Consider the following 26,779-nt stretch of genomic DNA (forward strand, 5'->3'; position numbering starts at 1 on the left):
AACTCTTTTCAGTGCTAGAAAATAGTATTTTCTCCTATTTTCTAGTCCATCTATAAAAACCATCTGTTTTTATAGATGTTACTTTTTTAAATCTTCTTAAAAAAATATCTTTGATCTAACCTTGTTTTATATAGTCCAAAAAAATATTTGCAGTAGTATATACTCAACCTCAACAAAAAGGACGATTATGAAAAAAAATCAAAAAATAGACGAACTCTCTCTTGATAGACGCGATCTAATCAAAACATCTTCGATTTTATTTGGAGGGCTTTTATTAAGCGGAGGATTGGGAAATCCAGTTTATGGGAAAACAAACTCTGATGAAATATTCAAGCCTTCAAAAGACAATCCACTTATTCTGACCTCGAATGAAAATTCATTAGGAATGTCAAAAAAAGCACATGAAGCTATTATCAAACGTCTTCCAAAGGCTTTTAGATACCTTCGATACTCATCACACTCTCCGCGAATGCAACTAATGGATAAGATTGCAAACCAATTCAAGCTCACTCAAGACAATGTTACTTTAGGTAATGGTTCTTCAGAGACAATCCAAGCAGCTATTCAAGCCCTAATTATGGAACAGAAAAATAAAAATAATCCTGTTCAACTTGTAATACCTGAACTAACTTTTGAGTATGCAGAACTGTATGCAAAGCCTTTTGGAATTCCTATTGTCAAAATTCCCTTAGATTCAGAAATGGGCATAGATATCGATAAAATGAGACAAAATGTCCAAGCCTTCAAGGGAGTTTCGATTGTTTATATCTGTAACCCAAACAATCCTACAGGAAAGATTGTTCCATCTAAATATATTGACAAATGGATAAAAGAAGCCTCAACAAATCAAGTATTTTTTATTTTTGATGAAGCTTACGGAGAATATGTTGATGATAAAACATTTCAAAGTGCCATCAAGTGGGTAGTAGCAAAACAAGAAAATGTTCTTGTCACAAAGACTTTTTCAAAAATATATGCTCTAGCTGGATTGCGCATAGGCTATGGCATAGGAGCCCCCAAACTTATCAAAAAAATACGAGCTTTTGTAGAATTAGACAATATCAACGCATTGGCTGCTGTAGCTGCAGAAGCCTCATTGGACGATAAAGAGTTTGCAAAAAAAAGCATTGAAGCTAATGCAATTTCACGCAAAATCTTAAGCGATACGCTTGATGAACTAAAAATAAAATATCTACCATCTCAAGCAAATTTTATGTTTTATCAAATAAAAGGTGATCTCAAAACTTTCCAAAAACGAATGCAAGATAGGTATATTATGGTTGGCAGAGAATTCCCACCTTTTACGCAATGGAATCGCATATCTCTTGGCATTCCAGCAGAAATGAGAGCATTTACAAATGAACTTAGAAATTTTGCCAAAAAAGGCTGGATTTAATCATTTCAGATATAGGCTATAATTCCTAATCAATTTTTTAAGGATAAAAAATGCAGGCTGGAATTATTGGTTTGGGGTTGATTGGCGGTTCTATGGGATTAGCACTTCAAGAAACCAAGATGTTTAAAACCATCTTGGGTTATGACATCAACCCCTTGCATAATCAACAAGCTTTATCGCTAGGTCTTGTTGATGAATGTGTAGAACTCAAAAATATTCAAGAATGTGATGTAATTTTTTTAGCTATTCCGCTAGATGGGATAATCCCAACTCTTGAAACATTTGATAACATATCTCCATATACCACCATCATAGATTTAGGGGGAGCTAAAGAAAAAATCGCTTCATCTATTCCAAGTCGTATGCGAAAAAATTTTATCGGTGCCCATCCAATGAGTGGGACAGAATTTTTTGGTCCAAAAGCAGCTCTAAAAGATCTATTTAAAAATAAAATCATTATTCTTACTGATATTGAAGATAGTGGTGAATTCCAAGTAGCTTATGCCAAAGAAATTTTTGTATCTATTGGAATGCGAATTATTAAAATGGGTTCTAAAGAACACGATTGGCATATCGCACTTATAAGTCATTTGCCACACATCATCAGTTATGCTTTAGCAAATGCGGTGCTTTCCCAAGAAAATCCTCAAACTATACTTGCACTTATTGGTGGTGGATTCAAAGATATGAGTAGAATATCAAAAAGTTCCCCAATTATGTGGAAAGACATATTCAAACAAAACAAAGAAAATGTATTGAAATCATTGGATATATTTGAAAAAGAAATACTGCTCGGAAAAAAACTTATGGAAGAAGAAAAATGGGAAGATCTCAAAGCGTGGATGGCAAAAGCCAATACGCTTCAAAACTTTATGTAGTCTTTGTTTTAAAAATCAAGCAAAATTTGATTTAATTTGAGAAACCCAAGCATCAATACGACTTTCTGTCATATCATCTTGGTTGTCTTCATCAATAGCTAACCCGACAAATTTTCCGCCATCAACAGCTTTAGAGTCATCAAAAGTATAACCGTCTGTAGATGTTTGTCCAATCAGCTTACCACCCTTTGCTTTATCATATAAATGATACAAGGCATCACAAAATGTGTCGCTATAAGTATCTTGATCACCAAGACCTACGAGTGCAACAGTTTTACCTGAAAAATCTGCTTCGTCCAAAGAACCGATAAAATCTTCCCAATCTGTTTGAAGATCACCACTGCCATAAGTTGAACTAGCCAAAATCAAATTATCAAACCCTAAGAGTTGATCTTTAGATGCTTTTGCAACATCAACTAATTCAGTATTTTCTTTACCGAGCTTACTAGCAATTTTCTCACAAACTGTCTGTGTATTGCCACTATCACTTCCATAAAAGATTCCTACTTTTTTCATCTATTATCCTTTGAAATTTATTTTTAGATAGGCTATTATACTTAAAAAATTTATATAAAAAAGCTAATTGAAACCTCTCTTGCTTATTTTTTTCAGCAAAATCCACACAATACCCAAAAGAATAAGAAAAATAATCGGCATCAAATAGGGTTTATCTGCAATGTAAGAAAAAATCTTTTTCACAAACTCACTAGCAAAAAACGAAACCATCCCTATCAAAAATGCCCATATGAGACATGCTATCGCATTCAAAATCAAAAATTGACCCATCTTGTATTTACTCACACCAATAGCAATGGGAACAATTGTTTTAATTCCATAGATATATTTATTAAACAATATCAACCAAACTCCGTATTTTTTCATCCATATATGGACAAGAGCAACTTTTCTGCGATGTTTGGCAAAATATTTAAGAATTTCATTTTTTTGATATCTGCCCAAAAATGCCAAAATACTACTTCCAAAGGTGTTGCCCAAAAAGGCTACAATAATAGATATTCCTATATCCATACTACCCAAAGAACTAAGTATTCCTGCGACAACAATACCCACATATCCACTACCCATACAATAAACAAATAAAAGCAGATACCCCCAAGTCTGATAGGAATCTTGAAATGATTGAATCGTTTGTTGCATTTGTCCTTCTTTTTTGTTTTTTATTGATTTAAAAATAGCTTTATTCTATCTTTAAAATGATAACAAATATCATCTACAAAACAGAAGGAATGAAATTTGCTACCACTGAAGCAACAAACAAAATAAGGGTATCAAAATGCAAAGTGGATATTATTCAGCTACTGGTGGCATGGTTACACAGTTCAATAGACTTGATATTATTTCAAACAATCTCGCCAACCTTAATACCAATTCATTTAAACGTGATGATGTTGTTATCGGAGATTTTTTGAGGCTTTATCAAACCCATCAAGAAACCCTTCCACTAAAAAATCAAACTCGCGAGGCGGCAAAATATATCAATAGAAATCTCGATAGAGTACCTATTATTTCTGAAGAATATACCGATAAAAGCATCGGGGCTATGAGCAGGACAGAGAATCCGCTAGATTTTGCTCTCGATAAGGAAAACGCGTATTTTGCGGTTCAAACTCCAAATGGTGTTAGATACACGCGTGATGGTAGTTTTACTATTGGCACAGATGGAACACTTAGCACCAAAGAAGGCTATCAGGTTTTAAGTAGAGTAGGCTTAGATAACCAAGGAGGCATTCTAATTCCTCAGAGTATGGAAGTAGAAGCAGATAAAAATGGAAACTTATACTTCAGAGACACTGCTAATGAAAATATAGCCGAACCTCTAGCGGCAGGATCGATTGCTATTGTTAGTTTTGCAAACCCAAAATATCTAAAGAAAGTAGGAAAAAATCTCTATGAGTATCCAGAAAATAGACTCAATGAGAGAGAAAATCTCATCACTCCAAATGCACTCTATCAGCACTATGTTGAAAAAAGCAATGTAAATGCTGTGATAGAAATGAGTAATCTTATTGAAACTAATCGCTTAGTAGATATGTATTCAAAAGTCCTCAAAACACACATGGATGACCTCAACACAGAAGCTATCAGCAAACTAGCTACAAGAGCATAAGAAGAAAAACACAGATAAGTTTTCTATTCTTTAGGCAACTCTAAAAATCTCTGTAATATTTTACATGCAGCAATAGAGTCTAGCTTCCCGTTCTTTTGAGCTTGTATTTTAGATTTTCTTCGCATATGTGATATTTCTTCAAAAGCTTCAAGAGAAGAATAATCCTCATTGACAAAGACAATCTCTCCTGCAAATTCCACCAAAGTTATAAAATGTTTGATTCTACTTCTTGTATCTTCATAACCTGGAGTACCACCACTTGGCAATCCCACTACGAGAGTTTTTATTCCTTTTTTTGTGAGAAAATCCCTAAGTTCTAAACTCGCTTGATTTCGATTTTTCCTTAAAATCGGATCTAATGGCAAAACAATATTATTAAGACAAATAGCCAAACCTATTTTTTTAAGCCCCACATCACAACAAGCTATCATATATTCACTCGCAACAATCCATTCTCTCTTATAAGTTTGCCTTCCAATTCATACTCTAAAACTCTCTCGCCATATTGCAAATAAGCCTCTTCAAATGTTGGCATATTTTTACAAAATAATAAAATTTCATCATTTTGAGTATTGTTCACATTATCACCAAAAATCATTTTTATAAACCCATCAATATCATAAATTACCTGTGCTAAGGAGTTTTGCAATAAATAATTCGTGCCTGAACTTTCATCAAGTCGTTGAGGAAAAACAAAGATGGGCTTGTTTAAATCTTTTGCGATTTTTGCACTCTGCATCGAACCACTAGCCATACTTGCCTCAGGAATGATCACAAAATCACTCAAAGCAATCACAAGCCTATTTCGTTCTATAAATGAATAATCTCTAGGCATATATTCTTTTTCATATTCACTTAAAATAAGTCCTTGCTCAGCAATTTTATTAATAATAGCTGCATTGGCTGAAGGATAGATAATATCTATGCTTGAAGGAGAGATCATGATTGTATTAGGCAAGGCAGCATTTTGAGAAACAATATCTACGCCCAATGCTCCTCCGCTTACAACTACCGCCTTATTTTGAGAAATTTTTTTCGCGATAGTGAGGGTAAAATTTTTCGTATAAGTGCTTGGACGACGCGTACCAACAATAGCAATTTTCAAAGCAGCATCAAGCAACTTTATATTGCCTGTATAATAAATATTTTTTGGAGTTTTTTTGAGCTTTTTAAAAGCTTCTGGCATAGAATCTAATGGCTTAAAGCTAAAGTTACTTTTCATCAAAAAGCATCTTTTGAATATCTTTTATATATACAAGATCAACCTCTTGCAGAAGGTTTTGTTTTGAAATCTCTAAAGCTCTAAAAGTATTTTTATGTGGATGACAAATAGCAATAACATAACCATCTTTTTTAGCCTTTTTGATAGCCTTTTTTATTTGAATAACAATATCACTTACAGAGTCTTTATTGTCTAAAAAAATCTTTCTTGAAAGTAAAGGTCTTTTTATTTCTGCATAGATTTGAGGTGCTTTTGTCTGAATCGTGGTCCTAGAATCCAAAAAATCAATGTCATATTTTCGTAAAATGTCTATTAGATTTTTCATATCTTCATAACTTGCTGTAAATTTGCTTCCTGTGTGATTATTAATAAATTGCAATTTAGGAAAATCGTGCTTAATTTGCTTAATATATTCCTCTATATGCGATTTTTTTTCTCCAACTTTTATCCATCTATGCGGACTTTGATAAAAATGCAATGCCTCTAAAGGCAAATGCACCATATAAAATGTCTCTTTACTTGCCATTTTGGGCGTTAGCTTATTGTCCAGATTGTAAGGGAAAAATGAAGGAGTAATTTTCAGTCCTAGATGATGAAGAGATTGCAATTGTGAAGGATATGCCATGTCATCCATAATAATAGCCATCTTGGGTTTTTTTGTAGATACGGGGAGAATAAAATCTTGAGTTTTTTTAGAAATCTCTAGGGTATTGCTTGGAGTAGATTTTTGAAAATCTACTTGCTTGTCATCTATAAAGTTTTCTCCAAAATCTCTATTATTTAAAAAATCAGGATTATCATATGAGGAAAAACTTGAAGTTGTATTAGGTGTTTTTTGGATACCCTCTTTAGCCAAAATCAAGTTATGAAAACTATTTTTATAGGCTAAATATCCACTCAAACAACCTAAAATACCCAAAAAAACCACTAGAACTAAAACAAACTTTTTTTTCATCACTTACCTAAAAGAATCTCTACCTCTAGTGTATCAATGTTCTGGTTAGAATCAGCTCTAATATCAATCTTTGAAGCTTTGGTATATTTCTGTACAACTTCTAGAATTTCGCGTTTCATATCGTCCATATATGGGAGTTTTACGCTACGTTCATGTGCTAAAACAATCTTAAGCCTATCTCTAGCAGTTCTTGCACTTCCATCATTTCCAAACCATTTTGCAATCAAACTCATTGAAATAACCTCTTAAATACACCAACAAAGCCACTTTGTGACTTAAATTCTGGAAATGCTACCTCGTTTCCCAATATTCGATTCACGATCCTCTTATACGCTTCTCCGCTTGGACTATTGGTATAAATCACAGGTTCTCCAGAGTTTGTAGCTGAGACAACCTTATTATCTTCAGGAACCAACCCAATAAGAGGAAGAGCAAGAATATTTAAAACATCTTCATTTGAAAGCATTTCACCTCTTTGCACTAATTCAGGCTTAAGACGATTAATAATAATATGTTTTTGAACCTCCGAGCCATTTTTAGCCTTATCAGATTTTGCATCAATGATTCCAATCACGCGATCGCTATCTCTGACCGAACTTACTTCTGGAGTCACTATTACAAGAGCACGATCAGCCCAAAAAATAGAATGCTCAAAACCACTTTCAATACCCGCGGGAGAATCTAGCAAAACATAATCAAAATCCTTTTTTAAATCTTCAATTAGAATTTTGACTTTCTCTTTATTTAATATATCTTTATCTTTGCTTTGTGAAGCAGGAAGAAAATATAAACTTTTGCTTCTCTTATCATTTATGAGTGCTTGAGAGAGATTGCATTTACCTTCCATAACATCTACAACATCATAAACAATGCGATTTTCAAGCCCCAAAATCATGTCTAGATTTCGTAATCCAATATCAAAATCTACAGCAACTACTTTTTTGCCATTTTGTGCCAATCCTACGGCAATATTGGCAGTTGCTGTACTTTTTCCAACTCCACCCTTGCCAGAGGTTATAGTGATCACTTCGCCCATTGCCATCCTTAGTTTTTGCTCTTGTCAATAAGTTTATTTGAACCTATCCAAGGCATCATTGATCGAAGTCTCTCGCCTACTTTTTCTATTGGATGTTCGCTGAGGTTTCTTCTCTCTGCATTCATTCTAGCATAACCTGCCTTGCGTTCAAGAATAAAATCTTTTGCAAATTGACCATCTTGAATGTCTTTGAGTATTTCTTTCATTGCTTCTTTTGTTTTTTCTGTAATAACTCTAGGACCACTTACCATATCTCCATATTCAGCGGTATTTGAAATAGAATATCTCATATCAGCCAAACCTCCTTGATAAATCAAATCTACGATAAGTTTTAACTCGTGCAAACACTCAAAATAAGCCATTTCTTCAGGATAACCTGCCTCCACAAGAGTTTCAAATCCTGCTTTTACTAAAGCACTCACGCCACCGCATAATACAGCCTGTTCTCCAAATAAATCTGTTTCAGTTTCATCTTTGAATGTAGTTTCGATAATCCCACTTCTTCCCCCACCAATAGCACAGGCATAACTAAGAGCAATATCTTTAGCATCACCCTTGCTAGTATCTTGTTCTACTGCTATAAGATCAGGAATACCTCCACCAGCTACAAACTCACTCCTTACGGTATGTCCAGGTGCTTTTGGAGCTATCATAATCACGCCCACTCCAGCAGGTGCTTGAATTTGTTTGAAATGAATATTAAACCCGTGTCCAAAAGCAATTATTTTATCTTCCTTGAGATTAGGTGCGATGTCTTTTTTAAAAACATCAGCTTGAAGTTCATCAGGAATAAGTATCATAACAACATCTGCCCACTTTGTTGCCTCACTCACTTCAAGAACTCTAAGATTTTTTGCCTCAGCTTTTTGCCAACTTTTGCTACCTTTATAGAGTCCAACAGCAACCTCTACTCCACTATCTTTTAGATTTTCAGCATGAGCGTGTCCTTGAGAACCAAACCCAATAATAGCCACCTTTTTTTTCTGTATCAACCCTAAGTTACAATCTTTATCATAATAGACTCTTAATGCCATTTTGTATCCTTTTTGAAATAAATGTTAGATTATATTTGAAGCAAACTTATAGTTACTTAATATAAGTTTTATTTTTTGGTGAATTAGCGAAAAACTGTTGTGTTATAATCACAAATAAGAGATTTACACCAATCTAGGGGATTTATGATGGCAATACAAAAACAAAAAAATACACAGCCCTCAAAGTTTTATAAAGAACTTCAATTCATCTATGAAGTGATGGTAGAAATGCTAGAAGAACTGAGTCCTGAAGTGATGGAACATTTCTTAAATTTAAGATCAGAACTTTTGGAAAAGAAAAAATCTGAAGAAAAGATCCACTCCATCTTGAAAAAAATAGCCCTCTCAAATAAAACACTTGAAACCATCAAAGCATTCTCACTTTATAATATCCTACTCAATATCATTGAAGAAAGGCATAATTTTGATGGCAAAAATGCCTTTTTTGCTCTTGAGTCAGCCTGTGCGGAATTACTTGATGAAGGATTTGAAAAAGAAGACATCCATAAAATCTTAAGTGAAATGCAATTTTATCCTGTATTTACTGCACATCCTACAGAATCAAGAAGAAGAACTTTTTTAGAAGCACATCATGAAATAAGCGATGATTTATCAAAAATATTTGAACTTGATGATCAAGGTGCAAAAGAACACATCAAATATCGTCTTATGCTACTATGGAAAAGCCATTTGGTTAGAAGTGAAAAACTTGAAGTACTTTTTGAGCTTGACAATCTCCTATACATAGTAGAAAGCTCTATCATAAAAAGTGCCCAAAATATCTTGAATTTTATTGAAAAGATACTTCAAAAACCGCTAGAAAAATCTCCTATTACTCTTGGAAGTTGGATAGGAGGAGACAGGGATGGAAATCCATTTGTAACTAATGAGGTGATGACTCGTGTAATGAGAGTGCAACATCAACTCATTATAGAAATTTATCTGCAAAAAATCAAAAAACTAATCCGAGAACTTTCTATATCTGCTGATTTTGTTCCTATCTCCGAAGAACTTCAACGATCCTTAGAAAAAGAAAAAACTGAACTAGAAGAAAATAGTCTTAAACTTTATAGTAGGGAACCCTTCAGAGCAAAACTTTACCTGATGAGTAAAAAACTTAAAAATCGACTTATAGCTGTCAATACACCTAATAATATTGAATTTACCTACAAATACCCCAAAGAGCTTATTGATGATATTGATCTACTCATTAATAATTTGGATTGCGTAAGTTCAAAATATCTCAATGAATTTAGAAACCTGGTCCTTTTGGGTGGCTTTCATTTGATGCGTTTGGATTTTAGGCAACATAGAGATATATTTTTGAATGCTGTGAGTGAGATATTTTGTCTGCTCGGAATTTCAGATAGCGATTTTGGGGAATTTACAGAAGAGAAAAAAATACAAATACTAGATGCTGCTCTTGAAAAACCAAAAATAGAACTCAATGCTATTATCGATAAAGTCAGCAAAAGCACTCAAGAGATACTAGAAGCATTTTTAAGAATCAATTGGGCAAAAAAACATATCTCTGAAGACATAATGCGATCTTTGATTGTCTCTATGACAACTCAAGCAAGCGATCTGCTTTGTGTGCTATGGTTTGCCAAACAAAGTGATTTGTGGAGACCAGGTCACAACCTCCAAGAGAAAAAAAGTGCAAAAATCAATATCACACCCTTGTTTGAGACTATTGATGATCTTCAAAGAGCAAAAGATATCATCAAAATTCTAAGCAAAAATAAACACTATTCAAACTATTTACACGATAACCAAATGACTCAAGAAATCATGATTGGTTATTCAGACTCTAGCAAAGATGGGGGTATTTTTACTAGCAACTATAGTCTTTATCAGGCGATTTTTGAACTTATTAAACTAGGGGATGAACTTGGAATAAAATTTATTCTCTTCCATGGCAGAGGAGGAAGTGTGAGCAGGGGTGGAGGAAAGCTAGAATCCGCACTCCTTGCTTCGCCACCAAAAAGTGTCTGCGGACTGCTAAAAACAACCGAACAAGGGGAAGTGATTAGTTCAAAATATCTTGATCCAAAAATTGCACAATTCAGCTTATCAAACACAATCGGAGCACTATTAAAAAAATCTGCTTACGATAGCTTTTGTTCTGATAGCACGGTCAATATCAAAACAAATAGAAATATTTGCTACATCAATACAACTCAATGGAAAATGATGCAAAAAATTTCTGAAACTTCCTATCAAGCCTATAGAAAGTTTGTGTATGAAACCGATGGTTTTATGACTTATTTTAACCTCGCTACTCCTATCAAATTTATTCAGCAACTCAATTTGGGTTCGCGTCCTAGCAAAAGAAAAGAAAGTCCAAAAGTTGAGGATTTAAGAGCTATTCCTTGGGTGTTTGCCTGGACACAAAATCGGAGTATCATTCCTGCTTGGTATGGCGTAGGAAGTGGTCTGGAGTCCATAGAAAACCAAGAAGCCCTGCAAGAATGTTATAAAAATTCTGAATTCTTCAAAACGACTATTGATAATATTTCCCAAGTTTTGCTGAAAGTTGATATTCATATCGCTGGGCTTTATAACAAATTCGTAAAAGATGAAAATATACACGATAAAATTTGGTCAATGATCATAAACGAACATGATAAGACGATGAAGTTCATCCTAAATGTTCGCCAAGAAAAAGAACTTTTAGAAAATGAGCCAAAATTAAGAGATTCAATTTTACTTAGAAAGCCTTATATAACAGCACTCAATCTACTTCAAATTGAACTAATAGAAAAATACAACCAATGTGAAGATGAAGTGCAAAAAAATAAACTTATTGAAGAGGTACATAGCACGATCGTAGGAATCGCACAAGGGATGAGAAATACAGGTTGAATTTAGCATTGTATTATCTTCTACCTGCGTATGCCTCTATTTTCGTTAGGTAAGGGTCTTTGATTCTCAGGCATAACCCTAAACACTCTTTTTTGCACATTTTCTTGTTGAGTTGGTCTTAGATTTTGTTGATAAATCTTATTCTCATTTCCATAGGTTTTAAAATGATTATTTTGCTTGTAAGTATTATTTTGAGGCAGTTTTCTTTCATTATATGGCTTGAATATATTTTTAGAAGATTTCTTTCTCTCCCCATTTTGGGTTGGTCTTAAATTTTGAGACTTATAAGTTCTAGGTGCTTTCTGACCAAATTTATATCTGATTCCAGCTGAAAGCAGCCAATAAGTATTGATCTGTCCAAAAAATTCCGTTTTAAAATCTGTATGAAGCTTTAAGCTATCGTTAAAAAATAACCAATCCACTCCCATCCCTAAGCCCAATCGATTGTCTATTTTCTTAGCATTATTATAAAGAGGAATATTTATATCATCTACTAATGTTACCTTGCCTCCTAAATTAATATCATTGCTATATTCAACCAATGCTCTTAAATTAAGTGCAGAATACATATAATCATAACGTTTCACGCCCAATAAGCCTATCTTGGTTATAAGAGCTGGAGAAGAATCAAGTTTGGCATTGATATTAGAATGGGATTGTTTGTCTTCAAACTTGATTGTATTTCCAAATATAAGTGCTGGAGTAAATGAAAAATATGGCTGAAAATACAAACTTTCATCTCTTATTTTTACACTAGTAATAGCATTTCTACAAAATATTTTTTCTGTACATTTTTCAATCGTCTTGGTTCTAGTGCCATAAAAAGGGTAAAAATTATATCCCACCCTTGCACTGACTAAAAGAATATGATTTCCAAAATTAAAAGGTTCAGGTGCTTGAGAAAGATTTGCCTTGATATTGCTATAAACATATTTAAAGGTTCCATCTAGCACCCATCCTATAGCATTTACATACCCTCCATACCCTCCAAAAGCAATCGAATTAACATGGCCATTGATTCCTGTATCAGAAGTAGAAAGTTTAGTATAGTCTAAAGAGCCTCCATAAAAATATCTTTCATCTCCATAAACTTCGCCTTTATCATATCCTCCTTGAATATTGTAAAATAAATCTTGAGTTGTTTTTTCTCCATAAAGTTGCTTGGCATAAATTCCCCCTCCATAAATCTTCATCCATAATCCATTAAGTGTGGGTGGATAGGTCATATCATCCATTCGTGTATGTGCAGAATCCCCCTCAATGCGAAAAATTTGATAAGGAAGCGATAGGAGATTTAATAGGCTTTTTGCTGTTTGATTGGGCGATCTTTCTATGCTACCTAATATCCATTTTGTTCCCGTAGCATCTGAAACTCTATCTAGGTGTGGCACATAATCATATAGACCAATAATAGTCGCAATTCCTTTAAAATCAGCTCCATCAGCCAATGAACTAGCTGAAGCTACAACCATATTTTTACCACTGGCATCCAAGAGGATTTTAGAGGGATTTTGATAAATTTGAATATATTCCAACCCATTAACAGAACCTGCTTGAATGTTATCAATTTTTCCTAGTTCAAGATCTCCCATTAGCCGAAAAACTCCGTTTTGACCATTGATAGTTTGCACACTAAGAGTTCGCGGCGAAAAAATCGTAGAAGATGTAAGACGTTTTGAAAGTCCATCATCAGCTATTTGCGTAAAATCTACCACAGCAAGTTTGTCAAGGTTATTGTACTGATTATTCACCACATAGCTCTCATTATTGCTATCTAAAGTTGTGATTTGAGAATTTGCATTCAATATCCATTTTCCTCCGTGATTGAGGTAAAGTTGTATATTAGACATAGAACCTGGTGTGATAGAAATTCTACCTTGAAAAAAACTTTTGGAGTTATCAAGATTGATATTGATATTTCCCTTAGAAGTATTCTCAGCGGAGAGATCGCCTTTGAGTTGGATAATGTTATTGCGATCAAGGGTTTGACCTGTTATATCGTTATAATTAACATACACATTTCCACTTCCCTCAAGACTGAAAATCATTCTATAACCTTTTCCATTTCCAGCTGAACCCCAACCTTTAGAGGGTTGCATTTCAGATACATCAATAAAAACATTCTTAGTGAATTTAAAATACCCTCCATTTTCCCCATTAGATGTAAAAACACCTCTTTGAATATATACATCTGGAGTGGCTTTGAGAGAAAAATTGGCATTAATGTCAAAATTGGCATTTTTCCCATAATATCTAGCTTGGGTCATTATGAGTCCCTCAATCGATCCTCCAACTTGATTTACATTTAAGACAATATTGCCTCCATTGATCGTATAAGTTTTCCCATTTTGACCACGAAATATGGCACCTGAATAACCGGTATAATTTCCACTTGTGGCCACATTGACCGTCACGGTAGCATCAGGAGATATATTTAATATATCATACCCCTGAAACAAAAAGCCGGTAAAATTTGCAGGATTACTATCAGAAGGAGATAGGGTATAATTTTCATCAATAGTAACATCTGAGGTATAGGCAGAATCCAACGGAACCATTCCAACCACACCATAGGAAAAAACAGGAAACAGCAATATTAAATAAAAAAATTTTGATTTTAAATCCAATATTCCTTCCTTGTGGATGCATTAAGCTTATTTTTAAATATTAAAATCCTATCGACCAATATCAACTTATTTTTAGTAATTTTACACTAGAATCAAAAAAACCATATTAGGGAATTTTATGCCAAAAAGAGAAGATATAAAAACTATACTTTTGATAGGTTCAGGTCCTATTGTTATTGGTCAAGCTTGTGAATTTGACTATTCAGGCACTCAAGCTGCTAAAACATTAAAATCTTTAGGTTATAAAGTCGTCCTTATCAACTCCAATCCAGCTACGATTATGACCGACCCAGAGTTTGCTGATCGCACTTATATTGAGCCCATTACAGAAGAGATAGTAGCAAACATTATCAAAAAAGAAAAAGTTGATGCTATTCTACCTACCATGGGTGGTCAAACAGCCCTAAATATTGCAATGAGTATGCATGAAAAAGGTATGCTTGAAGAGATTGAATTTTTAGGTGCAAAGCCTAGTGCTATAAAAAAAGGAGAAGATAGACAAGCGTTCAAAGAAGCTATGCTTGGAATTGGTATGGATTTACCCAAAAGTCGTTATGCTTACGATGAAAATGAAGCTTTGGAAGCAGCCAAAGAAATCGGCTTTCCTTTGATTATTCGAGCTAGTTATACTTTAGCAGGGGGCGGAAGTGGCATCGCCTATAACATTGATGAGTTCAAGACATTAGCACAAAATGGTCTAGAAGCTTCTCCTATCAATGAAATCTTAATTGAAGAATCTCTACTGGGCTGGAAAGAATACGAAATGGAGGTCATCAGAGACAGTTCTGATAACTGTATCATTGTATGCTCTATCGAAAATTTTGATCCTATGGGAGTGCATACGGGTGATAGCATTACAATAGCTCCAGCCCTCACCCTCACAGACAAGGAATATCAGAGAATGCGAGATGCAAGTTTTGCTATTTTAAGAGAGATTGGAGTAGATACAGGTGGCAGTAATGTGCAATTTGCTATTAACCCACAAACCGGCAGAATGATTGTTATTGAAATGAACCCACGTGTAAGTCGAAGTTCTGCACTTGCATCAAAAGCTACAGGTTACCCCATAGCAAAAGTTGCCACTCTTTTAGCTATAGGATACACACTTGATGAAATCAAAAATGACATCACAGGCACTCCAGCTAGTTTTGAGCCTAGTATTGACTATATTGTTACAAAAATTCCAAGATGGACATTTGAAAAATTTCCTCAAGCAGATTCCACCCTCACTACTTCAATGAAAAGTATCGGGGAGGCAATGGCAATTGGCGGAACTTTTTGCGAATCAGTTCAAAAAGCTCTTTGTAGCTTAGAAACAGGTATTTGTGGTTTTGAATCTCAAAGTTCTGATATTGAATTCATCAAAAAAGAGATTCGTCGCCCTAACAGCAACAGAATCCTCTATATTGCCGATGCTTTTCGTCAAGGTTTGAGTGTTGATGAGGTTTATGAACTCAGCAATATTGATAGATGGTTTTTAAATCAAATCAACTCTATTGTAATAACCGAGACTCAAATCACTTCTGATGTTTTGCAAAATTCAGAACAAATGCGAAAAATTAAGTCTATGGGATTTTCAGATAAAATGATAGCTAAACTCATCAACAAAAATGAGAAAATGGAAATGAGCGAAGTTGAAGTATATCACTCGCGCACTCAAATGGGAATAGTGCCAGTTTATGAAGAAGTTGATACTTGTGCAGCAGAATTTCCTTCACTCACACCCTATCTGTATTCTAGCATACCCATGAATGATTTTTTGAGCAAAACCTTTGAGGTATTTAATCCAGATGCCTCAAGCATAAACACAGAAGACAAAGATCAAAAAAAGGTGATGATAATAGGTGGAGGACCAAATCGAATTGGACAGGGGATTGAATTCGATTATTGTTGTGTGCATTCTAGCTTTGCGTTAGCAGATATGGGCGTAAAAAGCATTATGTATAACTGCAATCCTGAAACCGTCAGCACCGATTATGATACAAGCGATATTTTGTATTTTGAACCTATTGATTTTGAACATGTTAGATCGGTGTTAGAAAAAGAAAAACCTGATGGAGTTATTGTTCATTTTGGAGGACAAACCCCACTAAAGCTTTCCAAAAATCTCACCAAAATTGGGGCAAAAATTATTGGCACTAGTGCAAAAGTTATTGATATTGCCGAAGATAGAGAAAAATTTTCAGTTTTTGCTCAAGAACATCATATAAGACAACCAGAAAATGGAACGGCATTTACAAAGGAAGAAGCCTATGTAATCGCTGGGAAAATAGGTTTTCCAGTTCTTGTGCGACCTAGTTATGTTCTAGGGGGTCGAGCGATGAGAATTGTTTATAATAATGAAGAGTTGCGTTTGTATATGGAAGAAGCTGTGAAGGTGAGTGAAGACTCTCCTGTTTTAATTGATAAATTCCTAGATGGTGCCATTGAGCTTGATGTAGATGCAATTTGCGATGGAAAGGATGTCTATATAGGTGGCATTATGCAACACATAGAGGAAGCAGGTATTCACTCTGGAGATTCTGCAAGCTCTTTACCTACAATGAACATACCTCAAAAACTTATAGAAGAGATTGAAAACATCACTGCAAAAATAGCTTTAAATCTTGGCGTTGTTGGACTGATGAATATTCAATATGCTATTCATCACGGACAGGTTTATCTCATTGAAGTCAATCCTCGTGCAAGTCGAACCGTCCCATTTGTGAGTAAAGCAACAGGATTGCCTCTTGCAAAAGTTGCCACTAGGGTAATGTGGCAAGGAAACCTCAAAGAATGTTTAGAATATTATGATCATTTTGAAGTTGTAAAATTTGAAAGAGGGATTTATAAACCCAAGGAAATGCAACATATTTCCGTAAAAGAATCTGTTTTTCCATTCAATAAACTTTATGGAGCGGATTTACTTCTAGGACCAGAAATGAAAAGCACAGGCGAGGTAATGGGGATTAGCAAAAATTTCGGCTTAAGTTTTGCTAAAAGTCAGATTGCTTGTAAAAATGCTTTGCCAAGAAAAGGAAAAATATTTGTTTCTTTAAGCGAACAAGACAAACTTGAAGGTCATAAGATGGTTCAAAAATTCATCAATCTTGGATTTGAAATCTGTGCCACAGAAGGCACTCATTACACATTGCAAACCAATGGAATTCAATCCTCAAAAGTACTAAAAATATCTGAAGGACGTCCAAATATAAAGGATCTGATGGCAAATGGAGAAATCGCGATGGCAATCAATACAAGCGATAATAAATCTAGCAAAGAAGATGCGAAACTCATCCGTATTCAGGTTTTGAAAAATCTTATTTCATATTTCACCACATTAGCTGGTGCAGAAGCTGCCGCACAAGCACTCCAAGAGATGAATGAACAAGATATAAATGAAGCTATTGCACTACAGGATTATCTCTGTGATAGATAGGCATCTTGTCTATCTTGCTCAGACTGATACAACAGCAGGACTGCTGAGTGCAAATTTTCAAAAACTCAATCAAGCAAAAACAAGAGATATAAATAAACCTATATTAATGGAAGTGAATTCACTCAAAAATCTTAAAAACCTTACTCGCGTTCCCAATAAATTTAAAAACAAAATTCGAAAAAGCCTAAAATCTACTTTTATTTATCCTAACAAGAATTCGTTCAGAGTTGTGAAAGATGAACTGCACCTGCGTTTTTTAAATCATTTTGGGCAGATGTACTCCACCTCTGCAAATAAAACAGGAGTGGCATTCCGATATGTAGAAGCATTTAACATGTGTGATGTACTTATCATAGACAAAAGAGGAATATCTTCTACATCATCATCAAGTATTTTTAAAATAAATAATGCTAGAATAAAAAAAATTAGATAAGTTCTATTTATCTATAAATAATAAAAACATAAGGGTATAATGTTGCAATTATTGAATGTTTTGGTTTTATTATGTTTTAGTTTTATGCTACAAGCCTTCACCCCCCCCCCCCCGAAAAGATCTGATCTTTTCGTTGGTGCTCAATTAGGTCTAACGCTCAACCACATAGCAACTCTAAAGAATACAAACAAAACCTATCTTGACCCCAACTATGGATTGCGAGTTGGCTATGAAGGATATTTTGGATCTTATGGAGGCATGAGAATTTATACAAACATAAGTTATGAAAATATTCACTTAGATTTTGATGACACCCAGTTAAATGCCAGTATGCTGCATTATGCACTTGGTGCTGATTATCTTTTTGAATTTTTAAATCCTATTAATCCAAGTGGAATTTTTATCGGAATGGGATATGAATGGAATAGTTCTGAATTGTCAAAAAAGCTTATTGAAGATGTAAAAAATCAATACATTACTCAAAATTCTCATGGTATTTTTATGAATGTAGGTATTTCACAAATATTTTTAAGATCCAGCAAAGTAGAACTAGGTTTTAAAGTCCCTTTTTATACCTATATAAAAATGGAACGTATTTCAAAAATGAAAAATTTCAAAATCAATATACGTTCTTACGGAAATTTCTATGTAGCTTATAGTTACATATTTTAAATCTTTAAATCAACGCTCGATAATTCTGAACTTTAATCAATGTATTATTATTTTTGAGCTATATTCACATAATGAGAATTGATAAATTTATAAATACTGTCAATATTGTCAAAAAACGTTCGATTGCTCAAGATATGTGCGAGACTGGGGTGATTTTTATAAATGGAGTCGCAGCAAAGTCAAGTCGCAATGTAAAAGTTGGAGATATTATTCAAGTGAAATATCTCGAAAATACAAAGCGATACAAAGTATTACAAATCCCCACACTAAAAAGTATTCCAAAAACAAAAAGCCAGGAATATGCCGTAGAATTTTAAGAGCAAAACACAACTTTTTCTTAAATAATCTTTTCTAAAATACCTTGTTCAAGCATCGATAAAGACAATAAATAGTCATTATATTTAAAAGTTTCATAAAGTGATCGGGAAGATTTTTGCCATCCTATTCCATCTGTTATCCAAACAAAACTGAATTGACCCCCAAAATATCATACAGATTTCTATACTCACCCGCCGTAGCCTTTAACTTTGACCCACCGCCACCATAAAAATTTACCTCAAAAATAACCAATCCTTCATTGGTATTAACAACAAAATCATATCTTCTGGAAGATTTATCAACTGGAACATCAATATCAAAGGCTTTTTTAATACTCTTAGCATTTCCCTCTTTTAAATACTGATAGCCCTTTTTGTCACAAACATCTTTTATAAAAACTTCAACAATAGCTTCCATACAATGACCACTACGATTTTTGCGTCCATTGCTATCAAGTCCTGCTTCAACTCCAATCATATAATCAACCAAAGACTTGATTTTGTTTTGTTGTATTAGTTTTGCCAAACCAGTCTTGTGGACAAAGTGTAAATATTTTTCAATATCTTCTTGAGTTGGATGTTTAATAGAAAAATTATAATTTTCGCATTTTAAGCATTTCTTATCATAGTCAATCAGAACATCAAATTTATTTTCACAGCTCACAACAAGTGCGGGAAGGACTTTGATAACTTTGGGTTACTCTTTGATGAATTCGATAAATTCCTTATCAAAATCCTCCTTTCCGATTAAGTAATTAAGATTATTCAGAGCAATTTCAATGTTTCGTAAATTTGAATATATCTTCTCCCAATTCACAAAATAAGATCATAATCTATTAGATGGTTTTAGATTTTTCAATAAAAAATCAAAAACTTCATCTTCATTTTTGCATCCAAATAGTTCATTATAAAATTCCAAATACCTCATTTCTAAACCTCTTAATAATTCTTGATTAACACCTCGGAAATTTTTCCTTTTGAATTCACCATTTGAGAAGCAAAAATCTTAGCGATATGATACTTTTCATACAAGTCATTGATAAGTTTTGTATCAGAATTCGAGAGCATAAAAAATACCTTTCTATTGTTGAGTTCATCGCATAGTTCTTTGAGCTTAATTTGCATCTGGGTGCCAAAACCCTCTTTTGTATATGAAGTGAAACTTGAAGTCTTATTTACTGGAGCATAAGGAGGATCAAAATATACAAAATCAGCTTCTTTTGCATTATTTAAAATTTTTCAAAGCCTTCATTTTTGATTTCTATTTTTTTATATAACGGATAAATTGCATTTAAAGAAGGAATCAAACCTGCTCCGCTTCTCTTCTGATAATGGATATTCTAACACAAAGAAACAATTTTACAAAAACTTCTTGCCTTTTTGTTGCTGTATCTTCGCCACTTCAGCAAAGAGGATTGCCACTGCTTGAAACAATGTTCTAGGAATAGGTTCATCGATATCCACTTCCTTATAAAGCTCTCTTGCTAATTTTGGATTTTCTATGATTTCTATTTCATGTTCTCTTGCGATGCCCTTGATGCGAATAGCGAGATGATCTGTGCCTTTTGCGACGACCACAGGAGCGGGATCGAGTTTGCCAAATCGCAAGGCAATAGCATAATGCGTAGGGTTAGTAACCACTACATTTGCACTTGGAATCGCGTTCATCATCTTACTCATCGAATTTTTCATCATCATTTGACGAATTTTTGCTCTTATTTCAGGGTTTCCTTCTTGTTGTTTATATTCGTCTTTGACCTCTTGTTTGCTCATACGCAAAGATTTGGTATATTGACGTTTTTTGATAATAAAATCTGCTAATGCCATCACAAAAAAAAGCAACAAAAGTGCGAGAATCAGGATAATGGCTTTATTTCTAAACCATATCATTTGATCAAAAACATTAAAAAGAGCAATGTGTTCAAGATCTCCTAAAAACGATGCAAAAATAAAAAATCCAACCAAAAAAGCAATGAAAACCTTCAAGGTAATCATGACGCCATCTAATAGTTTTTTAATAGAAAAGAGATTTTTAGCTCCACTTATTGGATTGATTTTGCTGAGTTTTGGAGAGATGGCTTTTGTACTTAGCAAAAATCCAAATTGCCCAATATTCCCCAATACTCCAGCTATCATTAGAGCCAAAAATATGGGTAAAATCATCATCAAAATGTTGCCTAGCAGCCCCAAAAGAAGGTTGAAAATATTTTCTTTTGTAAAATCTGTATTCCCCCACTGCAGAGCTTGAATATAGATGGCTTGAAAATTCTTGAGCCAAAAAGGAAAGATCACAAATATACTTAGCAATCCCACCAAAAGCCCTATAAAACCCACAATCTCTGGACTTTTTGCAACATTTCCCTCTTCTCTAGCTTTTTGGATTTTATGCGAGGATGGGGCTTCTGTTTTTTCTTGTTCTTCAGCCATTTTTATCCTTTAGATATTTTCGTAAGGTTTTGATAATCTTCAGGAGTATTGAGATTATAAAACTCTTCTTCAGTATCCACATTAAAGGCATAGGTGTGGAGTTTATCCATCAAATGCTCTAGCTTGTATTGATGATGAATAATAGCAAATTCCAATTCTTTGAATGTATTTTTGTCCCAGAGTGAAACTAAATAATGAGATCTGCACTCTGAAACAGGGTAGATAACATCATAGCTATCTTTTATGGAACAAAGGCTATAAAGAGTTTTTTGTTTTATAAATGGTGTATCTACACTCACAAAAAATATTTTGTGAGCTTGCAAGGACAAAAAAGCATTCCTTATTCCTACAAGAGGCGAGAAAACCTCATCTTTTTCAATCAAAGTATTTTTTTCAAATCGTGTAAAAAAATTTTTCTTACATGAAATAAAAACATCTTGGAAAATTTGGCACATTTTTTCGTACTGATAAGAAATCAGATTTGATTTGCCAAAAGGAAGAAGAGCTTTGTTCTCTCCCATTCGAGAACTTTTTCCACCTGCTAAAATCACACAAGGAATGTTTTTAAAAAGTGGCATTGCACTCCTTTTTAGAATGAATTCATTAACTTTATTGTATAGTTTGGTTTATTAAAATCTGATTTATGTTTTATGAACCGTTATATATTTTTTTATAGTTAGGTAAAAATGCTAATAGACACATTTGGAAGAACCATTGATTATATCCGGGTATCTGTGACCAAACAATGCAATTTTAGATGTCAATATTGTATGCCTGATACACCGATGGATTTCTATGAAGATGAAAACCATATTCCACTAGAAGCAATGGCGACATTTCTAAAAATAGCTATTGATGAAGGCATAAAAAAAATCCGCATTACAGGTGGAGAACCACTGCTAAGAAAAGATCTCAGCACTCTTATATCTTCTATTCATAAATACGCTCCTGAAGTAGAAATCGCTCTTACTAGCAATGCTTTTTTACTCAAAAAATATGCTCTATCTCTAAAACAGGCAGGGCTTGAGCGAATCAACATCTCTTTAGACTCGCTCAAGCCTGATAGAATTATCAAAATATCCAAGAAAGACGCTCTAAAATCCATACTAGAAGGCATAGACGAAGCCCAAAAAGTCGGGCTAAAAATCAAACTCAATATGGTGCCTATCAAAGGAATCAATGATGATGAAATCATAGAAATACTTGAATTTGCTAGAAGTAAAAATATCACCTTGCGCTATATTGAATATATGGAAAACACTCACGCAAAAAATGGTCTAAAGGGACTAAAAGAAGTCGAAATTTTGGATATTGTTAAACGAAAATACCCTCTAAAACTGATTGAAAAAGAAAATTTTGGGCCTGCAAAAATCTATGTACTCCAAGATAATTATGTCTTTGGTATCATTGCTCCACATAATGATGACTTTTGCAAAACCTGCAATCGTATTCGCATAACCTCTGAAGGAACAATATGTCCTTGTCTATACTACCAAGAATCTGTAGATGCAAAACCTGCGATTCTTTCTAGGAGTACAAAACAAATGAAAGATGCCTTGCTAGAATCTGTGCAAAATAAACCCGAAAAAAATCTCTGGAATGAAGAAATGAAAACAGACGAAATATCTGCAAGGGCATTTTATTATACAGGTGGATAAAATTTGTTTGAATATTTTGTGATACAATCAAGACAATAATTTTTTAAATACCAAAAGTTAAGGAAATGTAATGGATGTTTTAGAGAGAGTTATCAGGGGAGATAATCTAGGTGTAAGCGAATTGTCAAGACTTTATGAATATGATATTTTTACGCTCGGTAAAGCCGCAGATAGTATTCGAAAAGAAAGATATGGCAATAAAGTCTTTTTTAATATGAATCGTCACATCAATCCTAGCAATATCTGTGCAGATGTTTGCAAGTTTTGTGCCTTCTCAGCAGGGAGAAAAAATCCCAATATGTATGAAATGAGTATTGATGAAGTTGTTTCTCAAGCGATTTCATCATATAACAGAGGAGCAAAAGAAGTTCATGTGGTCAGTGCCCATAATCCAAACTACACTTACAACTGGTTTTTAGAGCTTTTTACAGAAATAAAAAAAGCCCTTCCACAAATCCATCTCAAGGCGATGACGGCTGCAGAGGTTGATTTTATGGAAAAAAAATCAGGTATTAGCTATCAAAAAATTCTCGAGGATATGGCAAAAGCAGGAGTTGATTCTATGCCCGGAGGTGGTGCAGAAATATTTGATGAAAAAGTACGAAAACACATCTGCAATGGTAAAGTCAGCTCCAAAAAATGGTTAGAAATCCATCAATATTGGCATTCTTTAGGAAAAATGAGCAATTGCACAATGCTATTTGGACATATAGAAAATCGAGAAAACAGAATCGATCATATGCTACGTATTAAAAATGCTCAACAGGATGTGAATATTGTAGAAGCTAGAAAAGGTGGGTTTAACGCTTTTATTCCTCTTTTATATCAAGCACAAAATAACTATCTAAAAGTTGATGAATTTCCAAGCGGTCAAGAAATCCTAAAAACCATCAGTATTTCAAGGCTTGTACTTGACAATGTTCCTCACATCAAAGCATATTGGGCAACATTAAGCATGAATCTAGCTCTTGTAGCACAAGAGTTTGGGGCTGATGATATGGATGGGACTATAGAAGCAGAAGCGATACAATCTGCTGGTGGTGCCAAAAGCAAATCTGGAATGGGTAAAGATGACATGATCTCACAGATAAAAAATGCAGGGTTCAAAGCGGTCGAAAGAGATAGTTTATACAATGAGCTCAAAGAGTGGTAATCAACACCTTTGATGGAAAAATTTCAAAAACAATATAGCTAGGCTAGAATTCATCAAATATCTAAATCTTAAGTCATTTTATGTATAATAGCCAACAATTTTCTATAAAAAACATAAATTTCTTAAGGGTATGCGTAAGTTGTATATTAAAAAAATATTAGCATTATTATTATTTTTTGGCTTTTCTGTATTGTATGCAGAAAAAATAAAAAACATTGAATATGACGGGCTATTGTATATGTCCCCAATGTTAGCAGGGGAAGTTACAGATATTCAAGAAGGTGATACTTTAGATGATGCAAAACTAGACAAAGCAATCCTTGCCCTTTATAATCAAGGGTATTTCAAGGATATTTATGCTACTTTTGAAAATGGGACACTCACCTTTCACTTCACCGAAAAGCCCCGCGTGGCTAGTATCGAAATCAAAGGCTATGGAACAGAACAGGAAAAAGAAACTTTATATACCCAAATGGGGATAAAAAAGGGTGATACCTTTGATGATCAAAAACTAGAAAAAGCTAAAAATATTCTCAAAACAATTTTGGAATATCAAGGCTATTATGGCACTGTCATAGAGACTGATATTACCCCTGTAGCCTCAAGTGGTGCTTATGCCATCATAATGAATGTCAATCGTGGAGATAATATTCTTATCACAAAAGCTACTTATGAAGGAAGAGAAAAACTCAAAGTTAAAGACTTACAATCCCTAAGTGCAAACAAACAGAGAGATTTTATGGGCTGGATGTGGGGACTTAATGATGGCAAACTCCATCTTAATGATCTCGAATATGATAGTTTGAGAATTCAAGATGTTTATATGCGACACGGATTTTTAGATGCCAATGTCAGTTCGCCTTTTTTAGATGCAAATTTTTCTAACTATAGTGCAAGTTTGTATTATAAAATCACTGAAGGCACTCAATACAAAGTTTCTGATATTGAAATCACCATTGATGATGAAGTCGTGCCTATAAAAAAACTCCTCAAAGCCATCAAAGTCAAAAAAGGTGAAATATTTAATATAGAAAACCTAAGAGCTGATACACAAATTCTCAAACGAGAGGTAGCTGACAAGGGTTATGCTTTTGCGGTAGTCAAACCTGACCTAGACAAAAATGAAGCCGGTGGAGAAGTCAAAGTTCTCTATCACATCGAAGTGGGTGATAAAGTCCATATAAGTGATGTTTTGATTTCAGGAAATACCCGTACAAGCGATAGGATTATTCGTCGTGAAATCCTCCTGGCACCTGGAGATGAGTATAGCTTGAGCAAAGTACATGATTCTGAAAATGCTCTTAGAAGGCTTGGATTTTTTGACAATGTTAAAATCGAAGAAAGACGTGTGAGCGAAAATTCTATGGACTTGCTTGTAAATGTTCAAGAGGGGCGAACAGGACAATTGCAATTTGGTCTAGGATATGGGAGCTATGGAGGACTTATGATAAATGGCTCTGTTAGTGAGCGAAATCTCTTTGGAACAGGGCAAAGCGGAAGTATCTATGCTAATATTGCTACAGGGACAGGCTCGACTTATAGCAATCCTTATGGAGGCACAAGCAACGGACGACAATTCTCTGGAAATATATCGCTATCAAATCCTCGAATTTTCGATAGCAGATACAGTGCTTCAGAGAATCTCTATGCAAACTACTATGTGAATTATCAGTATGTGGAGCAATCAGGAGGCTTTGGACTTACTGCTGGAAGACTGCTCACCAATACTCTGCGTGTGAGTTTAGGATATGATATCAATGTCACCAAAACTTATGATTTTTCTTCCCCTCTTTATGAGAGATACTACGCATCAAATAAACAAATCATTTATGATGCTCAAGGAAATCCATTTGGATATGGCATTTGGGATAGGGATTATCATATTCCAATAGCAAGTTCTATCACTCCAAGCATTAGCTTTGACAACACTGATGATTACTATTTCCCAAAAAATGGCATCATCGCTTCTGCGTATGCTCAGTTTAACGGTGTGGGCGGGAATGTGAGAAATACCAAAGTGTATGCAAAATTTGCCGCTTATTATCATCTCAAAAGAATCATCCCTATCGATCTCATCGCTAGATACAAGGCACAAGGGGGCTATATCTTCCGCTATACCCCTCAAGACTTCCTAGCTATCAACAACACCTTCTATATGGGAGGGGTTAGCACTATTAGAGGATTCCAGAGCGGATCGGTATCTCCACGCGATCCATATGGGTTATGGGTAGGAGGAGATGGTCTTTTTACCAACTCTGTAGAGCTTAGCTATGGAGTTTTAGAAGCGGCAAAAATGAGAATTTCTGCCTATTTTGACTATGGATTTTTAACTTACAAGGGCTATGATAAAGCAGGAAGACCTGATATTGCAGATTTTCAAAACTATGGGATACCCGGAAAAGGTATAGAACATTTAGAATGGAGAGCAGCAACTGGACTTGCCCTAGAGTGGGTATCTCCGATGGGTCCTATCGTGCTTGTCTTCCCGATAAAAGTTTTCAATAAACAGCCCGGAGATTACACTTCAAATTTTGAGTTTACGATGGGAACGAGATTTTAA

The 26,779-nt window shown here is 34.4% G+C and carries 24 protein-coding genes and 1 pseudogene; 11 read left to right on the forward strand and 14 right to left on the reverse strand.

All coding sequences use genetic code 11. From position 1 onward, the window contains the following. Positions 1–187 precede the first annotated feature (187 nt). The gene (locus Q5I06_RS00420) at positions 188–1,396 is read left to right on the forward strand and encodes a pyridoxal phosphate-dependent aminotransferase (RefSeq protein WP_305516227.1); all 1,209 of its coding nucleotides are present in this window, start codon (positions 188–190) and stop codon (positions 1,394–1,396) included. Between the two features lie 50 nt (positions 1,397–1,446). Next, positions 1,447–2,274 carry a prephenate dehydrogenase gene (locus tag Q5I06_RS00425; RefSeq protein ID WP_305516228.1) on the forward strand — a complete coding sequence of 276 codons (828 nt, stop codon included), beginning with the start codon at positions 1,447–1,449 and terminating at the stop codon, positions 2,272–2,274. A gap of 15 nt (positions 2,275–2,289) precedes the next feature. On the opposite strand, the gene Q5I06_RS00430 is transcribed toward Q5I06_RS00425, so the two are convergent. Together Q5I06_RS00430 and Q5I06_RS00435 are read right to left on the reverse strand one after the other, a co-directional pair. Then, the gene (locus Q5I06_RS00430; protein ID WP_305516229.1) at positions 2,290–2,790 is read right to left on the reverse strand and encodes a flavodoxin; all 501 of its coding nucleotides are present in this window, start codon (positions 2,788–2,790) and stop codon (positions 2,290–2,292) included. A 63-nt stretch (positions 2,791–2,853) separates the two neighbouring features. Continuing rightward, positions 2,854–3,432: a DedA family protein gene (locus Q5I06_RS00435; RefSeq protein WP_305516230.1), complete on the reverse strand. Its 579-nt coding sequence runs from the start codon at positions 3,430–3,432 to the stop codon at positions 2,854–2,856. A 136-nt stretch (positions 3,433–3,568) separates the two neighbouring features. Here Q5I06_RS00435 and Q5I06_RS00440 point away from each other — a divergent pair, with 136 nt between their 5' ends. Continuing rightward, positions 3,569–4,402, forward strand: a complete 834-nt coding sequence (locus Q5I06_RS00440; RefSeq protein WP_305516231.1) for a flagellar hook-basal body protein — start codon at positions 3,569–3,571, stop codon at positions 4,400–4,402. Positions 4,403–4,425: 23 nt separating this feature from the next. On the opposite strand, the gene ruvX is transcribed toward Q5I06_RS00440, so the two are convergent. From ruvX to ilvC, 6 genes are read right to left on the reverse strand one after another with little or no spacing between them, the layout of a single operon-like run. Beyond that, positions 4,426–4,833 (reverse strand): Holliday junction resolvase RuvX, encoded by a 408-nt coding sequence (gene ruvX / locus Q5I06_RS00445; protein WP_305516232.1) that lies wholly within the window; start codon positions 4,831–4,833, stop codon positions 4,426–4,428. After that, a complete protein-coding gene (dprA, locus tag Q5I06_RS00450) occupies positions 4,830–5,624 on the reverse strand; it encodes a DNA-processing protein DprA (protein ID WP_305516233.1) in 795 nt (264 codons plus the stop codon). Before dprA ends, ruvX begins: the two co-directional genes overlap by 4 nt. Continuing rightward, the gene (locus tag Q5I06_RS00455) at positions 5,614–6,579 is read right to left on the reverse strand and encodes a divergent polysaccharide deacetylase family protein (protein WP_305516234.1); all 966 of its coding nucleotides are present in this window, start codon (positions 6,577–6,579) and stop codon (positions 5,614–5,616) included. The genes dprA and Q5I06_RS00455 overlap by 11 nt, the downstream gene beginning before the upstream one ends. Continuing rightward, complete coding sequence (gene minE / locus Q5I06_RS00460; protein WP_305516235.1) at positions 6,579–6,812, reverse strand: cell division topological specificity factor MinE; 234 nt, start codon at positions 6,810–6,812, stop codon at positions 6,579–6,581. The genes Q5I06_RS00455 and minE overlap by 1 nt, the downstream gene beginning before the upstream one ends. After that, complete coding sequence (gene minD / locus Q5I06_RS00465; RefSeq protein WP_305516236.1) at positions 6,809–7,615, reverse strand: septum site-determining protein MinD; 807 nt, start codon at positions 7,613–7,615, stop codon at positions 6,809–6,811. The genes minE and minD overlap by 4 nt, the downstream gene beginning before the upstream one ends. Before the next feature lie 8 nt (positions 7,616–7,623). Further along, a complete protein-coding gene (gene ilvC, locus Q5I06_RS00470; protein ID WP_305516237.1) occupies positions 7,624–8,649 on the reverse strand; it encodes a ketol-acid reductoisomerase in 1,026 nt (341 codons plus the stop codon). A gap of 144 nt (positions 8,650–8,793) precedes the next feature. On the opposite strand from ilvC, the gene Q5I06_RS00475 reads away from it, so the two are divergent. Beyond that, positions 8,794–11,514: a phosphoenolpyruvate carboxylase gene (locus Q5I06_RS00475; protein WP_305516238.1), complete on the forward strand. Its 2,721-nt coding sequence runs from the start codon at positions 8,794–8,796 to the stop codon at positions 11,512–11,514. Positions 11,515–11,534: 20 nt separating this feature from the next. Here Q5I06_RS00475 and Q5I06_RS00480 read toward each other — a convergent pair whose 3' ends face one another. After that, positions 11,535–14,141, reverse strand: a complete 2,607-nt coding sequence (locus Q5I06_RS00480; protein WP_305516239.1) for an autotransporter outer membrane beta-barrel domain-containing protein — start codon at positions 14,139–14,141, stop codon at positions 11,535–11,537. A 118-nt stretch (positions 14,142–14,259) separates the two neighbouring features. On the opposite strand from Q5I06_RS00480, the gene carB reads away from it, so the two are divergent. The 4 genes from carB to Q5I06_RS00500 all read left to right on the forward strand — a co-directional run bounded on the left by carB (position 14,260) and on the right by Q5I06_RS00500 (position 18,981). Continuing rightward, complete coding sequence (gene carB, locus Q5I06_RS00485; protein ID WP_305516240.1) at positions 14,260–17,559, forward strand: carbamoyl-phosphate synthase large subunit; 3,300 nt, start codon at positions 14,260–14,262, stop codon at positions 17,557–17,559. Beyond that, positions 17,549–17,992 carry a Sua5/YciO/YrdC/YwlC family protein gene (locus Q5I06_RS00490; RefSeq protein WP_305516241.1) on the forward strand — a complete coding sequence of 148 codons (444 nt, stop codon included), beginning with the start codon at positions 17,549–17,551 and terminating at the stop codon, positions 17,990–17,992. Before carB ends, Q5I06_RS00490 begins: the two co-directional genes overlap by 11 nt. Positions 17,993–18,031: 39 nt before the next feature. Next, the gene (locus Q5I06_RS00495; protein ID WP_305520900.1) at positions 18,032–18,664 is read left to right on the forward strand and encodes an outer membrane beta-barrel protein; all 633 of its coding nucleotides are present in this window, start codon (positions 18,032–18,034) and stop codon (positions 18,662–18,664) included. Between the two features lie 71 nt (positions 18,665–18,735). After that, positions 18,736–18,981, forward strand: coding sequence for an RNA-binding S4 domain-containing protein (locus Q5I06_RS00500; RefSeq protein ID WP_305516243.1), 246 nt, complete (start codon positions 18,736–18,738; stop codon positions 18,979–18,981). Between the two features lie 20 nt (positions 18,982–19,001). On the opposite strand, the gene Q5I06_RS08715 is transcribed toward Q5I06_RS00500, so the two are convergent. The 5 genes and pseudogenes from Q5I06_RS08715 to mobA form a co-directional block, all read right to left on the reverse strand. Next, complete coding sequence (locus Q5I06_RS08715; protein ID WP_370690901.1) at positions 19,002–19,121, reverse strand: DpnII family type II restriction endonuclease; 120 nt, start codon at positions 19,119–19,121, stop codon at positions 19,002–19,004. Beyond that, positions 19,118–19,798 (reverse strand): annotated as a pseudogene (locus Q5I06_RS00505) (DpnII family type II restriction endonuclease). Before Q5I06_RS00505 ends, Q5I06_RS08715 begins: the two are co-directional and overlap by 4 nt. 122 nt (positions 19,799–19,920) lie before the next feature. Beyond that, positions 19,921–20,217 (reverse strand): DNA adenine methylase, encoded by a 297-nt coding sequence (locus Q5I06_RS00510; protein ID WP_305516404.1) that lies wholly within the window; start codon positions 20,215–20,217, stop codon positions 19,921–19,923. Positions 20,218–20,340: 123 nt separating this feature from the next. Then, entirely contained in the window at positions 20,341–21,408 is a 1,068-nt protein-coding gene (gene flhB / locus Q5I06_RS00515) for a flagellar biosynthesis protein FlhB (RefSeq protein WP_305516244.1), read from the reverse strand. Between the two features lie 2 nt (positions 21,409–21,410). Next, positions 21,411–21,986, reverse strand: a complete 576-nt coding sequence (gene mobA / locus Q5I06_RS00520) for a molybdenum cofactor guanylyltransferase MobA (protein WP_305516245.1) — start codon at positions 21,984–21,986, stop codon at positions 21,411–21,413. 108 nt (positions 21,987–22,094) lie between these two features. Here mobA and moaA point away from each other — a divergent pair, with 108 nt between their 5' ends. The 3 genes from moaA to bamA all read left to right on the forward strand — a co-directional run bounded on the left by moaA (position 22,095) and on the right by bamA (position 26,779). Further along, entirely contained in the window at positions 22,095–23,066 is a 972-nt protein-coding gene (gene moaA, locus Q5I06_RS00525) for a GTP 3',8-cyclase MoaA (protein ID WP_305516246.1), read from the forward strand. A 70-nt stretch (positions 23,067–23,136) separates the two neighbouring features. Then, positions 23,137–24,219, forward strand: a complete 1,083-nt coding sequence (gene mqnE / locus Q5I06_RS00530; protein ID WP_305516247.1) for an aminofutalosine synthase MqnE — start codon at positions 23,137–23,139, stop codon at positions 24,217–24,219. 130 nt (positions 24,220–24,349) lie between these two features. Beyond that, complete coding sequence (gene bamA, locus Q5I06_RS00535) at positions 24,350–26,779, forward strand: outer membrane protein assembly factor BamA (protein WP_305516248.1); 2,430 nt, start codon at positions 24,350–24,352, stop codon at positions 26,777–26,779.

Origin of the sequence: Helicobacter cappadocius (assembly GCF_030688855.1) — a bacterium.
GTDB classification, from domain to species: domain Bacteria; phylum Campylobacterota; class Campylobacteria; order Campylobacterales; family Helicobacteraceae; genus Helicobacter_J; species Helicobacter_J cappadocius.